The organism is Bacillus sp. FSL M8-0063, from assembly GCF_038005545.1.
Lineage (GTDB): Bacteria > Bacillota > Bacilli > Bacillales > Bacillaceae_G > Bacillus_A > Bacillus_A wiedmannii.
The window spans coordinates 2,904,694-2,920,934 of record NZ_JBBOTJ010000001.1; the positions used below are offsets into that span (position 1 = coordinate 2,904,694).

The 16,241-nt window shown below is 29.9% G+C and carries 10 protein-coding genes; 2 read left to right on the forward strand and 8 right to left on the reverse strand.

The window, feature by feature from the left end; translation table 11 throughout:
• Positions 1-8: 8 nt before the first annotated feature.
• From MKX31_RS14665 to MKX31_RS14675, 3 genes are all read right to left on the reverse strand, one after another.
• A complete protein-coding gene (locus MKX31_RS14665; protein WP_000286987.1) occupies positions 9-1,991 on the reverse strand; it encodes an FtsX-like permease family protein in 1,983 nt (660 codons plus the stop codon).
• Positions 1,981-2,748 (reverse strand): ABC transporter ATP-binding protein, encoded by a 768-nt coding sequence (locus MKX31_RS14670; RefSeq protein ID WP_064475912.1) that lies wholly within the window; start codon positions 2,746-2,748, stop codon positions 1,981-1,983. Before MKX31_RS14670 ends, MKX31_RS14665 begins: the two co-directional genes overlap by 11 nt.
• 798 nt (positions 2,749-3,546) lie before the next feature.
• Positions 3,547-6,816, reverse strand: coding sequence for a VaFE repeat-containing surface-anchored protein (locus MKX31_RS14675; RefSeq protein WP_064475913.1), 3,270 nt, complete (start codon positions 6,814-6,816; stop codon positions 3,547-3,549).
• 1,031 nt (positions 6,817-7,847) lie between these two features.
• On the opposite strand from MKX31_RS14675, the gene MKX31_RS14680 reads away from it, so the two are divergent.
• On the forward strand, positions 7,848-9,104 hold the full coding sequence (locus tag MKX31_RS14680; protein WP_064475914.1) for an ATP-binding protein: 1,257 nt from the start codon (positions 7,848-7,850) through the stop codon (positions 9,102-9,104).
• 1,343 nt (positions 9,105-10,447) lie between these two features.
• Here MKX31_RS14680 and MKX31_RS14685 read toward each other — a convergent pair.
• Positions 10,448-10,615, reverse strand: a complete 168-nt coding sequence (locus tag MKX31_RS14685) for a hypothetical protein (protein ID WP_176713068.1) — start codon at positions 10,613-10,615, stop codon at positions 10,448-10,450.
• A 267-nt stretch (positions 10,616-10,882) separates the two neighbouring features.
• On the opposite strand from MKX31_RS14685, the gene MKX31_RS14690 reads away from it, so the two are divergent.
• Positions 10,883-11,515, forward strand: a complete 633-nt coding sequence (locus MKX31_RS14690) for a lysozyme family protein (RefSeq protein WP_048565956.1) — start codon at positions 10,883-10,885, stop codon at positions 11,513-11,515.
• Positions 11,516-12,286: 771 nt separating this feature from the next.
• On the opposite strand, the gene MKX31_RS14695 is transcribed toward MKX31_RS14690, so the two are convergent.
• The 4 genes from MKX31_RS14695 to MKX31_RS14710 all read right to left on the reverse strand — a co-directional run bounded on the left by MKX31_RS14695 (position 12,287) and on the right by MKX31_RS14710 (position 15,782).
• Positions 12,287-12,724, reverse strand: a complete 438-nt coding sequence (locus tag MKX31_RS14695) for an NUDIX hydrolase (RefSeq protein WP_064475915.1) — start codon at positions 12,722-12,724, stop codon at positions 12,287-12,289.
• A 798-nt stretch (positions 12,725-13,522) separates the two neighbouring features.
• Positions 13,523-14,500, reverse strand: a complete 978-nt coding sequence (locus MKX31_RS14700) for a DUF4179 domain-containing protein (protein WP_064475916.1) — start codon at positions 14,498-14,500, stop codon at positions 13,523-13,525.
• 3 nt (positions 14,501-14,503) lie between these two features.
• Positions 14,504-15,034 (reverse strand): RNA polymerase sigma factor SigX, encoded by a 531-nt coding sequence (locus tag MKX31_RS14705; protein ID WP_064475917.1) that lies wholly within the window; start codon positions 15,032-15,034, stop codon positions 14,504-14,506.
• Positions 15,035-15,437: 403 nt separating this feature from the next.
• Entirely contained in the window at positions 15,438-15,782 is a 345-nt protein-coding gene (locus MKX31_RS14710) for a hypothetical protein (protein ID WP_064475918.1), read from the reverse strand.
• Positions 15,783-16,241 lie beyond the last annotated feature (459 nt).

The window sequence follows — 16,241 nt, forward strand, 5'->3', positions numbered from 1 at the left end:
TTATAAAATCAAGTATTACTTTTTACAATATTTTTATAACCGACATATGTCGTGTAGAAATATACTACATAAACTACAAGAAATACTAAGCCCGTCATCAATGCTGGTAAAATAATGTCTGTTTGTTGAAATCTGTTAATATAATAATTGACTACATAAATTCCAACTATAGAATGAATTATGGCAAGAAAAACTGGAAGACTAAAGTATACGAACGTTTGAATGAAAATCGTTTTGTCGATCATTGTTCCGTTTGAACCAATTCTCTTCAAAGATTTATATCGATCTATGCTATCACTGGCTTCTGATAATTGTTGAAGAGCTAATACAGCCATACTCGTTATTAAAAATACAATACCTATATATATCCCAATAAACAGTACGATAGTTTTCAATCCCTTACTTCCTGCACAAACTTCATCCTTTGATTTGCCTGCTATACGATTAATATTTAATTTCGGGCCATTTTCGTCATAAAAGCCCCGTGCAACGTTATCATATTTTTTATTATATTCTTCTCTATTTCCATCTAAATAATTTACATTAAGTACGGATTCAGTAATTTTGTAGCCTGATAAAAACTCATCATTTATAACGATTGTGAAGTAATTAGTTCGCACATCATAAGTGTAAAGATTCTCTTGTATAACTTTAGCGTTTTTTACCAAATATTCTTTTTCTTTAATATTCACCTTATTGCTATTTTTTAATCTTTCATTTGTCGAATTAGCCAACCGGCTTTCATTTGATAAAAGTAAAATTTCATTGTTATTTAAAGTGATTTCCTTTTCACCTTTAAGATTTAAAATTTTATTATAATCAGATACTTTAATGAAATCTATATCGTTATTATAATCTTTACCTTCTGGTACAAAGTCCACCACTTCCATCCCTGTTCGATATACATTATAAGATACATATTTTTCGTTATTACTTATTTTAAAATTAGCTTTATTTAATACTTCTTCTATAGTGTAACTTTCATCCTTATTCTCCAACGTAATACTGGCATCAAATGGTGTTATTTCTTTCGTTGTGGCGTCCATCATTCTGTTAAAGCTGATTCCTGTAGATAAAGCCACCATTGTAAGGAATAACATTAAACAAATTACAGACATGGATATAAAATTTGTATTAACCTTACTATTTATTTGTTTGATGATAAATATATTTAAACCTTTAAAATAGACTTTTTTATTCTTCTTTACAACATATAATATAAATCCAGATAAACTAAAGAAAAACAGCAATGTACCTAATATGCCAAGAATGATTGATACCACGAGCATAGGATTAGTAAAATTCAATCCGATTTTTAGTACAGTCACATATGCATATCCAAGTGATGCTACACACATAATAAATGTGATTACATAGATAAGAGGATTTCTAAATTTTACATCTTCGTTTTTTCTACCTGCTGTTAACAAATCAATTATTTTGTATTTAGAAACAACATATACATTAAATAACATAACAAGTAAAAACATGATTCCAAAGTATAATACGCTTTTACCTATAGCACCTGTTGAAATTGCAAATTTATATTTATTGATGGGCAAGTCAAATAGCTTTAATGCAAATGTAGATAACCCCTGCGATACTCCAATACCTATTATAAGTCCACTCACTAAAGATATAACGCCAACTAGAAATGTCTCTGTTACTAATATTCTGGATATGTTTCTTCTTCCCATACCTAAAGTCATGTATATTCCTAATTCTTTTTTACGTTTTTTAATTAAGAAATTATTTGCATACAATATTAAACCACCTAATATTACGGATACAAATACTGACACATTTGAGATAGCGTTCATTACTGTAGGCACATACTTTCTATCTGAAGCGTTAATTTCCATAAGTGCCTTTTGTGATTCTATTGAGTTAAAGCTATAAAATATACAAACAGCCAGTGTTAGTGTTAAGAAATATATTGCATAATCTTTAAAACTTTTCTTTACATTCCCAATAGCAATCTTAGAGTACATTATTATCGTCACCTCCAAGAAGGGTTATAACTTCGATAATTTTAGTAAAGAATTCTTTTCTAGAATCATTCCCTCTTACCAACTCAATAAATATTTTTCCATCTTTAATAAAAAGAATTCTACGAGCATAGCTTGCTGTAAATGCATCATGAGTAACCATAAGTATTGTAGCTTTTAAATCCCTATTAAGACTTTCAAATCTTTCGAGTAATAATCTAGCTGATTTAGAATCTAGCGATCCTGTTGGTTCATCTGCAAGTACTAAAGATGGATCTGTTACGATAGCTCTTGCCGAAGCAACCCTTTGTTTTTGTCCGCCTGATATTTGATAAGGGTATTTGCTTAATACTTGTTCAATGTCTAAATATTTTGCAACAGCTTGTATTTTGCCATCAATTTTTGAACTTTCCTCACCTTTTATAGTTAACGCTAGGGCAATATTTTCATAAGCAGTAAGGGTATCTAATAAATTAAAGTCCTGAAATACAAACCCTAATTCATTTTGTCTAAACTTATCTAGTGACTTTGATTTTAACCGAGTAATGTCACTATTATTGATTATTATTTTTCCCGTAGTAACATTATCAATAGTTGATATACAGTTAAGTAATGTAGTTTTTCCGCTTCCTGAGGGGCCCATTATCCCAACAAATTCTCCCTCATCTACCTTAAAACTAATATTATCTATAGCCTTTGTAACATTATCTTTATTACCATAATATTTTTCGATTTTTTCTACATTTAATATATTTCGCATTAATACTTCTCCTTTTTCATTATAAAAATTCTTTAACTCTCCTTCATTTTATATAATTTCATTAATAGTATCGGTGGAATTACATTTCATTAACATTACATTTTTGTTATATTGAGTGATACCTCTATATGTAAGTTATCAGGAATCGCAGTGGTATACATAAGGTTTATTCGATGCCTTACCAAATGGACAGATAAATATAGGGATATCGGTTCTGGTGCAAAAACGATAATCTTTATGTATGTCGAACAATTAAGATGGCTTCCTGCCATCCCTTGTTCGAAGCCAATTCATCTCCCACCTACTCACTGGGCTGTAACCCTTCACGCTCATTGAGAAAGGAGTTTTCTTGGCTAAAATGATAAAAAATAGTTACTAAAACATCTTTTTAAAATGTGTTTGCTCAATATAACATATAAGCTTTATGTATCCTTAAGTTCAATCATATCGAGAATTCAACTAGTCCTTTATAGAATAGAATGTTATGGAAGTTTTCCAAGTAATTTTGAAATCCCTGTCATTGCCATGTATTTCTGTAGCTTTGAAATAAAGTCTTATCAAAAATATTGAACAAGATCATATTTTACAGCATGAAAAAGGAATCTATTTTGACAAAAGATTAATCAAAACTCAATTGTTTTTTTGAAGTAATGCAATATCGCCACTTTTTTCAAAACCTCGCGTCTTTCTTAAAAACATCGTGACTTTATTTCAAACCCACAAATACTGTAAATAAGACTAAATTACTAACATAAAAAAGCACATCTTGTAAAAAACAGATGTGCTTTTTTAAAATTTTTATGCGTTTTTACGTTTTAAGAAAATAACTCCACCAACAATTAACAGTAATGCGCCTGCAGCCATAGAGATCCAACTTGTAAGGTCTGCACCTGTTTGCGGTAACCATCCAATTTTAGATTGAACTTCTTTCTTAGGTTGTGGTTGTTCTTTTGGTTGTTCTGTAGTTGGAGTATTTTTATCTTGATGCGGCTGTTCTGGTTTTGGTTGCTCCGGTTTTACTTCTTTAAATTTCACTGTCTGACCCTTATCTTCGATGTCAACGTGAATAGCTACCAAGACATTATCTTGATACAATTCTTCAAACACTACCACTTCTTTACCTTGTAATGCAGAAGCATTGAATGTGAAATCGAGTGTGATAGAACTATTCTTCTCTTTAGCAGTAAACTTAGATTCTACTGTTACTTCTTTACCACTTACTAATAATGGTTTTTTTGTTGCTTTATCCATTAGTTTACCTTTTACTACGTACTCTTTACCCACGATTAAGTCTTTGTATTCAACTTTATCTTGGATAGTTACTGTTTTAGAAGCGTCTAACTCTTTAGAACCATCAGCTTTATTTGTAGCTGTCGTTTTAATTGAAGGCTCTACAAATCGAACTGTTTGACCTACATCGTTAATGTCAGCGTGAGTTGCAATTACTTGCCCTTCATGCAATAAATCTTCGAACACAACTACTTCTCTTCCTTGCTGTTCAGCACCAACGAAAGTAAAATCTAATATTACAAAACCATTCTTTTCTTTTGCAATAAATTTAGTCTCAGCTGTTACTTCTTTACCATCAATTAATAATGGTTCGTTAATAGCTTTGTTCATTAATTTCCCTTTTACAGTGTACTCTTTACCAACAACTAAATTAGTGTACTCCACTTTATCCTGGATTGTGATAGAATCCTTTGAATGTATCTCTTTTCCACTATCAGCTTTGTTTGTAGCAGTTGTTTTTACTGATGGCTTAACGAACTTAACTGTTTGACCTTTATCATTGATATCAGCATGTGTAGTAACAACTTTTCCGTCTTTCAGTAACTCTTCGAATACTACTACTTCTTTTTCTTCTAAACCAGTTGCATCAAAAGTGAAATCTAGTGTAATAGAACCGTTTGCTTCTTTTGGTGTAAACTTAGTTTCAGCAGTTACTTCTATACCATTTACAACTAATGGTTTATTAGTCTCTTTATCCATTAATTTACCTTTTAAAGTGTACTCTTTACCTACTTGTAGGTCTTTGTATTCCACTTTATCTTGGATTGTTACAGACTTAGAAGTGTGCATTTCTTTTGTACCATCGGTTTTATCAGTAGCTGTTGTTTTTACTGATGGAATCTTTTCATCTTTGACAATATGTTTAATGATTTGACCATTCTCTTTGATCTCAAAAGAGAATATTTCTTCATTCAATACATAACCTTTTGGTGCAACAGTTTCTTTATATGTGTATTTTCCAAATGGTAACTTTTCAAACTTCGCGATACCTTTATCGTCTGTTTTCCCTTTAACTACTTCTTTTCCTGCTTCATTATAAATAGTAAACTCTGCATTCGGAAGCTTATTGTTTCCATCAGCTACATCAACTTTTGTAATTTCTAGATCACCTTTGATAAGATGATTAACTGCTAATAGCTCAATAATTTTTCCGTGTTCCTTTATTTCGAATACAATTGGTTCTGTAATAAGAACGTAACCATTTGGAGAAGCCTTTTCTACAAATGAATATTTACCATACGCTAAATCTTTGACGTTAACTTCACCATTTTTATCTGTCTTATATTCCCCAATTACTTTCCCGCTTGCATCTTTTAGCTCGAATACTGCACCTTCTAATTTTTTACTGATATCTTCATTATCTACTTTTAGTAATTTCACACTACCTTTCACTTCTGTATTTTCCACTGTAAAAGTAAGTGTTTTATTGTGCTCTTTAATTTCAAAAGGATACTTTGTTTTATTTCCAATATATCCATTAGGTGTTTTTGTCTCTAAGAAATAATATTTACCATACGTAAGACCATCAACATTTGCAATTCCATTTTCTTTTGTTACTACTTTTTTCACTTCTGTTCCATCTTCAGTAAAGACCGTGAATTCAACATTAGGTAACATCTTACCTGAATCACTAAGTTTTTTTATTTCGATGTTACCTTTTACTTTGTTGTTTACTACTTGAACAGCTCCTATTTCCCCTGTCTTAACTTCAATAGTTTGTGGTTTATCACCTGAAACATAACCTGTTGGTGCTTTAATTTCTTTTACTGTGTAGGTACCAATTGGTAGGTTATTTAATTCTGCAGTACCATCAGCACCCGTCGTGATTTTTCCAACTGATTCATTATTTGCATTAAAGACTTCAAATATTGCACCAGCTAATATTTCTCCATTTTCCCCAACCTTTTTAATTTTTAAAGAACCAGCAGCTTCCCAATTTACTGCAAGGTCACTACTAAGCTTTTCCTCATTTCTTTCTAGTAGCACTGTAGCATTCTGAACAGTATCAGTACCGCGATAAGCAATTGCTTGAACCTTAGTTAAATTTGCAGCAACACTTAGATTAAATTCACCTGTTTTTGTATCTTTAGGAATTTGGATACGGAATTTTTCCCCAAGTGAAAGCTGATCTTTCACTTCTCCATTTTCACTAACAATTTTAACTCCATTAGGTGCATTTTTCGCTACTACTTTATAAGAACCACTCTTAGCATTTGTTTGTACTGTGTATAGGTTTGTTTCAAAAAACTCACCCTTTAATTCTGCCTTTTGCTTTTCAGCAGGAATCACATTCATAAAAATATCCTGAGTATCTTCACTTGTATTTGCAGCATTAATAATTGTCTTAGCCGCTTTTTCAACATTTTTATTTTCATGCTTTAATTCATTTACATCAAGTTGACCTAATGCATTCCAAACCGCAAGCTGGGTTGCATAATGTGCTTCATTCTTATTAGCTACTCCCAGTTGTTCTATACTTTTTTGTGGGAAACCATTTAATAGAACCCTATATACTACATTATCTGTTTTCCCCATTTCAGGAAGATCTTCACCATTTGGTGATTTTAAGCCAAGAGTTAAACAATAAGCAATTTGACCGCTTGAATTTTTAATAATTTCAGTTCGGATATCCTTTCCTAAACTGTTGCTATAACTCCAGTTCATTGAATACTTTTCATGCGTCATAACCTCCGCATTTGCCTTCGGTAGAAACACATTCAAGAATAATGCTAGTACTGATAATAATGCAAAAACTCTTTTAACAACTCTTCTCCCCAATTTTAAAACCTCCCTAGATAAAATGAATCTGATGTATTATTCAAATATTTAAAATAATCACAACGAAGATATTTCATATTATAAGACATAAAGTTACAAATATTATATTATTTTTACAAATTATTTATTTTCTCAACATCCACTATAAATTATAATATTTAAATATTTAATTTCATAAAAGTAACGATATTAGGATACCTTAACAAAATAAGAAACTTGGTAAAATACTAGAATAACGGTAGTTGGAGTACGGAAACGATTCTTGGCATGAAGGACCACTACAAAGATATTTTAATATGTAAACAGATATTTTCAGATTGAATATATGTATTAATAATGAAATTTTATTGCATTTACACCTGCAATGTTTATATAAAAGATTGTAAATTATGTTTTTATAGGATTTTTTCTATTAGTTTACTGGAAATTTGCATTATTATGTGACAATAAATATCATTGTATTTAATATAAAATGATATAAAAAAAAGGGTATGCAAATAATTATCAGAACTTTCGATTAATTATTTATACTAAAATTAGTATTAAGAATATTAGCAAAAAAAGTAACAACGTTATTACAAAGTTCGAATATTGGTCTAAGTACCCTAGCATCTCAATGGTAACCTCTTGAATACTTTTACGTCTTTAAATAAATTAAAATAACAAAAAAATAATAATTTTTAATTTTTTCTTTGTAATTTAATAAGTTGCATGTTAATATGGCGAAGGTTATAAAATGGATTTCGCCATATACAATGTTTTTTCGGAATATTCACTCCAGAGAAATGTAGCTATTTTAGTAATTTGCTTCATCTTTTACCTATACACGGGCTACTCTCAATTTTTTTGTTCATAAGTAAAAGTAACTTTTTATTCTATATTCCTCATCAATTTTAATATAAATGGTAAAAAAGCACTTTTTCAAGTGCCCTTCCTTTTCTTTTTTTAAAGATAGAAAATCTAATAAAATCAAACACCTAGATTAAACACAGACATAATCCTACTTACAAACTCTCAGAGAGGTATAAACTATGGGAATTCCTACACTATTATTAAATACATTTATTATTATTATTTGTATCCTTAGTTACCAAGTATTTTGGCTAGAACATAAAGAAAAAATGGCATGTAATAATATATTAATTTCTGTACTTTCCTCCATTGCAATTATTTTTTGTATGACTTTTCCTTTTCATTTACACGCTGGGTTCATTTATGATTTACGTTTTATTCCCATTATATTAGTTTTTCTATATGGAAATACAAAGAGCATTATTTGTATTGGAGTTTTATATCTTTCTTATAGATTTTACTTAGGTGGAAGCGGGGTCTTCCCATCATTTATTATCTTTACTATTATTTCTGTTATTACAATCATGTTTCGTTACTTGTCACCTACTTATTTCAAGGAAAAGAAGATATTATTAAGTATTCTACTTATTTTGATATGTACAACTTCCCTTTCTATCTGCGGTATTGTAACGCAAATAGATACAGGTGGTAAAATTGACTCTACTCTCATTGAATTTTTATTCAATTATATAATCATAAATATTTTCACAGTATTATTATCAGTTTATTTAATAGAAGGAATGATCAAGAAATATAAAATAAAAGAAAGAATGCAAAGAGCAGAAAAATTTTATATAGCTAGCGAACTAGCTGCATCGATCGCGCATGAAATTCATAATCCACTGACCACGGTACGTGGATTCACTCAATTACTAAATGAAGATGAGAGTGCTAAGATGTCTCAAGATAAGTACTTAGAAATTATGTTACTTGAAATGCAGCAAATACAATCTACTATTAATAACTATTTATCTTTAACCAAACCACAAAATATTATAAAAGAGGAACTAGATATTAATTACATATTAAATCAAGTGAAAGATAATATTTCACCACTCGCGCTTTCATATAATGTTGAAATAAAACAGCATATTACAACAGATTCCCTTTACATAAATGCTAATCCTGAAAAATTAAAAATATGTCTAACCAACATCATACAAAATGGAATTGAGGCTATGAAAAATGGTGGCGTATTACAAATAAATATACAAAAAATAAAAGATAATATTGTAATTGATATCATTGATACAGGAATAGGAATGTCTTCCCAACAAATAAAACGTATTGCCTTGCCATTTTATTCAACAACAGAAAAAGGTACTGGGCTTGGTACTATGATTGCGTACAGTATTATTAAAGAATTAAACGGAGATATAGAGATAGAAAGTGAACTAGGAAAAGGAACACACTTTTCTATCACTATCCCCTGCTAATATAATAGAAGATTTATTTAAATGATATTATTTTGTAGCTAATATAACCATATAAAAAGAAGACGTAACTATTCGTCCTCTTTTTATATGGTTCTGGTGCAAAAATGTTAGTTAGAAATATAGAGTAGCAATTTCACAATTTATTCACAAGTACCGTTAAGCGCAAGTTTACGTTAAGTATGCTATTTGCATAATAATGTTTTCAAGAAAAAAGTAGCTGTACTTTTGTACAGCTACTTTTTTATGCAATAAATGCCCCTTTTATACTTTGAAATGTAATTTGCAAACTACAATTTGACATAATTCTAATAGTATGGGATGTATATTTTTCCATAAAGCAACTTATTTTTATCTCTTTTAAATAATTTATTATATTATTTTCATCTAATTAGGCACAGAAACGTTTTGCAAAATCTTACTACTTTTTAGGAAAAACGTTTTTAGGGTACATTTTAAAATAGCTCTTTTTCTTTGAAATGTTTCTGTGCTTAATATTTAAATTATCTTATGTCAAAATTTTCCGCAACTAATATGTTAAATGATTCATAATTATATATAATATGGAATATTTAATTTAAATATTTCGTATTATACTCTATTAAATATAGCGTATTTAATTTATTAGTAATTAATTTATTAGTCTAAGTATGAATTATAAAGTATGTTCGTTTAAAATTGTCACAATATAATTTTATATTCGACGTTTTTAATTACTCGTGAAACATTTGCAAATGTTTCAACCGTTATGTATAAGGTAAATATCCCCTCTAAATATAAGATTTACTTAATTTAGATTCTTTCTCTCATAGTCGTAATGTCGAAAAAAGTCGAATTTTTATATTTTTTCTTTATTTTCTAGTTGTAAACGTTTTATTTTCATGTTACCATCTTAATCAAACATTAGATGGTAATAAAACTTAAAGTATTTCTTTCCCTTAGAGACATATAAACGTTCGGTAATACCATGAAAATAAGGCCAAAGAAATATGAGTTACCTGATAAAAGATTTAATAGGATTTTTACCACATTAATTTTCTGTTAATTCAGAATGCAACATTTTGTCCCTAAACAAAATTTAAATTTTAGTGTGGTAAACTCAAAAAGCTAAATCACCCACCCAAATTAACAAATGATATATCCTGTTATATCTAGCGATCAGTCATGAGAAATAGATTTCTTCCTAAGAAAACTTAGCCCATTAATAAAAAGTGTCTAAATTTCTATCTTTATTACCATCTATTGTTGATAACGTATTTACCAACTATAAAAAAGAACCTATTGAAGGTTCTTTTTTATTATAATCATTAGCACTTCAATTATTGATAATCATTGGTATTGAATCTTTATTCTCTCACCTTATATAGTTTTTTTTTATTAACACTTGAAGACTTATTGAGGTACGGTTCTGATTTTAATTTTTTTTTTATTTTTAAGCGACTAATTTCCGAATGATGGGCCATCCACAGTTTTATATCTAATAAAGAAAGAATTATGTCTGTTTCAAGTGACATTTTGCTTACCTCCTTCTCTCTTATGGGTTATGTAGGTAATATATCACTTGAATCTGAAGCCTTTAGAACACATAATGGATACCCTAAAAAATAGACTTTATTTTATCTTTATCTTATCTTTACCTTATCTTTAAATTTTTCTATTAAACTTAGCATTTAGAAAAAAATTTTCGAGTCTAAAAAAGCTGGGAAATAGAGAATTATTGAATTTTTTTAATAACCAGCCACCATTGAAAATAGGGTTTCTTGTAAAAGGAGGAGTAATATTTGAAGAATAAGAGAAAAGTACAAACTATTATATTATTCTTTATTAGTATTTTAGGGTTAGGAACAATAATCGGGATACTATATTTTAATGACAAAACCAATACTCAAAAAAATAAAGCGTTTGCTACCGAGGAACGTTTATTGCAATATGAGCCCATCATGAAAAAAGAATTAGAAAAATATAATTTGGGAGAAAAAACAGCAATTTTACTAGGAATTATGTACCACGAGAGTAGGGGTGAGGGCAACGACCCTATGCAATCTTCCGAATCACTTGGATTAAAGCCAAATGAAATCCAAGAGATAAACTTGAGCATTAAACAAGGGGTAAAGCACTTTGTTCAAATGTATAGATATGGAGAAGAAAAAGGTGTTAGTATGGAGACAATTATTCAAAGCTATAATATGGGGCCAGGCTATATTGATTTTATTGCCAATCAAGAAGCTAAACAACACTCGGAAGATACAGCTAAACAGTTTTCTAAGTTGAAAGTTGATCAGAATCCAGCTACATACACTTGTGGTGGAAATAAACAAAATTTTAGATATCCATATTGTTACGGTGATTTCACATATACAACAAAAGTGAATGAAAAAGCAAAACTTATTGAAAAACGCCTCCAAAAAAATTAAAATTGTATATATTTGTTTGAAGGAGTTTTCCATTTACTTTTATATGGTTTTTCATCAACTTTTATCCCCTCTTACCATCTAAATGTATATATACAACTATCGTATCATATTTCAATTTAAATACGGCTCTAGTTACATATTTCGCAAAAAATCTATCCAAAATATAAATAAAATCACCATTTTACATGAAATAGTATCCACTTAGCGAATTCATTAGGCATAAAAATAAATGTAGATTCAATAAAAAGAGAGCACCCTCTCTATTGGTGCTCTCAATGTGAATTGGGGTTGATCCTGAGCATTGAATAGGACACGAAGAACTCATAATATTATGCTTGTCCATATTATAAATGTGCAATAAAAAAAGCACCCTCGCCCAGGCGCCAAGAGATACATATACGTTGAGGTAACTAACACGTTAGAAAAGGCCCTTCCATATCATTGTATGATTATCAATTATCTTTATACCTAGCAGACTCATTAAATACGTTTAATGTATCATTTCTATTAGTTTAACCATGCCTAATACCATCCAATTCATGGTTAGTATTTTAAATAGACCAACGATGTATTATAATCCTTTATATACCCAAGGAGGTTTACTATGCTTAATTTTCATAAAACATTCCCCATCTTAGGATTCTTTTGGTTTTTATATAGTTTTATCGGCATCATTTTTTTATTACTATTCCTTAGCGTGTAGTAACAAAGCGTATAAATATATGTTTAATGTGTGATTTCTATTATCGGCTTTGTTAACTAACACTTAAATTATTTTAACAGCCTTTTGTTTAATTCCCACAAAGCTGTTTTGTTACTATCCCATTTTAAAAGCGTTACGGCTTCCTCAAAGCACAACCATTTATACTTGAAGTGTTCTTTAGATAATTTAATATTTTTTGTAGGAACTTTAACTCCAAAAGAAAATTCTTTTATTACATAAACATCTTCTCCCCAAAGAAATTCACCGACTACATCCTCTACTGGTAGTGAAGACACAGAATCTAGTTTTATATAGGGACATTCTCTTATAATACCAGCCTCTTCAAACGTTTCCCGTTTTGCTGATTCAATAGGAGTCTCACCATCTTCTCCACCACCAGCTATTCCTTGCCAATAACCATAATCACTTCGATTAAAAATGCCATATTGAATGGAATCATCAGTTTTTATATAAGGAAATATCAATACTTGATATGGCGCTCTCATTATTTAACCTCTTCTCGAAAAAATATGAACAATTTATTCACTAACTTGCTATTTTAGTAAATAAAGAGCCAACATCGAAATTCTACACTAATGGTGCAGGTTTATGGTATCGGCTCTCCATTTTTTAAGAATTTTATTTTTCATAAATCGGTTTACTCTTAACGTGATAAAAACCTGCTTATTTCTTATTTAATTTGCTTAGCATGTTTTTTTCGAAATGCTGGCGGTATCACATGTTGACTAACCAGTCCAAATAGTCCCTAAAACGGTCATTTAAGGAACTTTATTTATATCTATCAAAACTGACTGAAATATGTTTAAAATTCAGTTCAAAAACTCATGACCAAAAACAAAGTTTTATATCAAACATCAAATACCGTTTATGAAACACTCTTAATGTACGGAAAACCAAGTTTTTCAAATAAAAAGTTCCTTAGCGTACGAAATTCGCGTTATGTTGGCGGGACCCCATTGCCATCAAGTTAAGGTTTTGAAGTACCCCCTAAACGAAAAAATTCTTTCTCTATAGGGGAACCATATCAAAAAAGAAAATTGTAAGTTTAGACACATTTCAGATACAAAATAACCGATTCCTTATACGTTAAGGGACCGGTTATTTTTTTTCCTACTTTTTAGGAAGGTTTTTCTTGTAATGGTCTTAAATGATTGATTTAAGGTTATAAACTTAAATCATAAATAAAAGATACAGTAAAAACTATATAAGAAATAAATGTAACGAAAACAAGAAAACATATAAACTGAGCATTAGATACATATTGTTCTATTCTTTTTTTCATTTTAATTAGTATTATTTTTCAGATGTGAAGTATCAATTTGAATTTCACCTTTCCAAGATCCAATTACTTTTCCAATTCTATTTATATTTACATCTAAAGTAAGGGGCTGTTTAAAATCGTCTTTTCCTCCAGTAACTATAACAAATGTAGCAACACCTTCGGGTTTATCATTATCACGAATGCCTACATCATTTAATTTTTTACCTGCTGCCATAAGTTCAAAAGGAAGACGGTCATCTGAATCATGGATAAATGATAGTCTCCCTTCATGTTTAATCTCAGGGTTTTCCTCTTGTTGCCCATTAATTTTACCATCACTTTCGAGCTCTAATCCTGATGTATCAAATTCAAATGGTACTAAACTTCCGTCAGCTTTTTCCATTCTATAATGAACTGATATACGTGAATCTGCGATATATAATTCTTTGAAATGTACAGTAATACCTTGATCTGTAATTTTTTCATCAATAGGAATATATTTACCATTCTTCATCATATCTTGTGTGACACCATTTTCATCTTGTATTCCTTCATTTACAACTTTATCATTTGTAATTGCATCAGAAAAATATGAGGCAACATTTGTAGCCGCTACTTGTACTTGTGGAATCATTGCAGTTGTGAAAAGTGCTGCTGCAGCTACTGCTGTATACATGAAACGTTTTGATTTTTTACTCATGTTTGTAAAGAGTCCCTTCTTCTGTTGTTTTTTGTGATTTATATTAGAAACATTGTCTAGCTTGGAACGACTTTCAAATGTTTTCCATGCTTGTTCTATATCAATTTTGATTTCTTGTGGTGAATTTGCAGATTCTTCATCTAGCATTACGCTTTCCCATTGATTTAATTTGCTGATTTCTACTAATAAATCTTGGCATGCTTCACATGTATCTAGGTGCTTTGTGAATTCCTTTCTTATATCATGAGAAAGTTCTCCATCAATATATGTTTGAATAAATCCGATATCATAACATTTCATTTGTTATGCCTCCTCCATTTGTTTATAAATCTTGCGAAACTTCATTTTGGCTCGGACCAATAATGTTCCAATAGAAGATATTTCAATTTGAAGTATTTCTGCAATTTCTTTATATTGAAAACCAGAGAATTTCATTAGTAAAAGGGTTCGTTCTCGATCATTCATTTTATTTAGTATCGTTTGTACCTTTGTAATTTCCTCTTTTCTTATCCAATCATCGTCTAATGATAAAATATTTTGTACTTCATGGTATTGTATTTCTTTATCAATCTTCGCTTGTTGCCTTTTTTCAGATCGCAAATGGTTATAAGCTACATAAGTAGAAGATTTAATCAACCATCCAGGTATGTTTTCAATTACTTTCCAGTCATTACGATATAATTGTAAAAATACTTCTTGTGCTAACTCTTCAGCGATAGATTGATCTTTAACAATCCATATAATCTGTTTCACAGCATAAGCATAGTACTGCTTAAATAAACCTTCAAAAGGCATATCAGAAGCATGACTTTCTTCATTTTTTATGGTTAACATGTTAGTTTAAACCTCACTTTCAATTTGATGCCTGTATTATAGAGAAACCAGAAAAACGGATTTTGTGACAGTTTTTCTGGTTATTTTTTTATTATGTACTAAAAAAACATTCATCTGATTAAAAGATAAATGCCAAAAGGGAAATAAAAACATAAAACTATAACTCTTGCAGTAGTTTTCTATTAATGGGGTACCGCCACATCGCTATCAAGCTAATAAAAAGAAATGCCCCCTAGAATGAAAAAAACGCCATCCTTTCCTATGATTCTACAGAAAGAATAACGTATTTTTTCATTTTAGTGGAACAATTAACCTCTTAAGTTGATGAGCATGCAGCAAGCCCCTTTAAAGGTAATATTGCGGTACCAGGCTGCCCTCTATACTGAAAAGGTAATATCACAACTCAAACTGCTATATTTATTTCCTGCCAAATACACTCTTTTTTATTAGCACGTTTCCATAAATATATGGTGTAGAAGAATAAAATTGCAATAATAACATATGCAAAAAGCGACGAGGCTTGAACATTCCCCATAAAATTAAAGAAATTATTAAAAGTGTGGAAAGTAATGTTCATAATAATTGATTGCTTATTTACGATAAGTAAGGACAGAACAAGTCCAATAAATTGTAATACCGGACTGGATGGCTTAGTAATAGTTTGATAGGCCCCGTTAAGCGTGTAAAAAATCATTAATAAAAATTCTAACCCAATAATTTTTAAAACAATATTCTGATTTACCTTCATCTAGAATTCTCCCCTATTTATCGATTTGAGCATTTTTCTTTTGGATTACTGCACTGTTACTATTTATAGATTAATAGTAACTTATTAATTCATCGAATAACTTACTGATATTTCAAAAAATATAGTATAAAACACTTTATTGTCCTCATGATAAGGTAAACAAATACCTCAAACGAGAAAATTGATCTCTTCAAATTGAAAATATATAAAATTCCTTTTTAGGGGTTATATATATTTTTTTAGTTGATGGCGATGTGATGAGACCCCATAAAGAAAAGACACCCTAAGGTGCCTTCCTCCGACTTGAACCACTTTAATTTAATAATATGTATTGGACATTAAGTAAACACGTCCTATAAAACAGAATCATTTATTTTCAACAGATTGTTAGTGTACAAATACAAGAGAATCAAGATCGTTTGTTTGGCTAGATTAAAGCAACGCCACACCTATATGGTT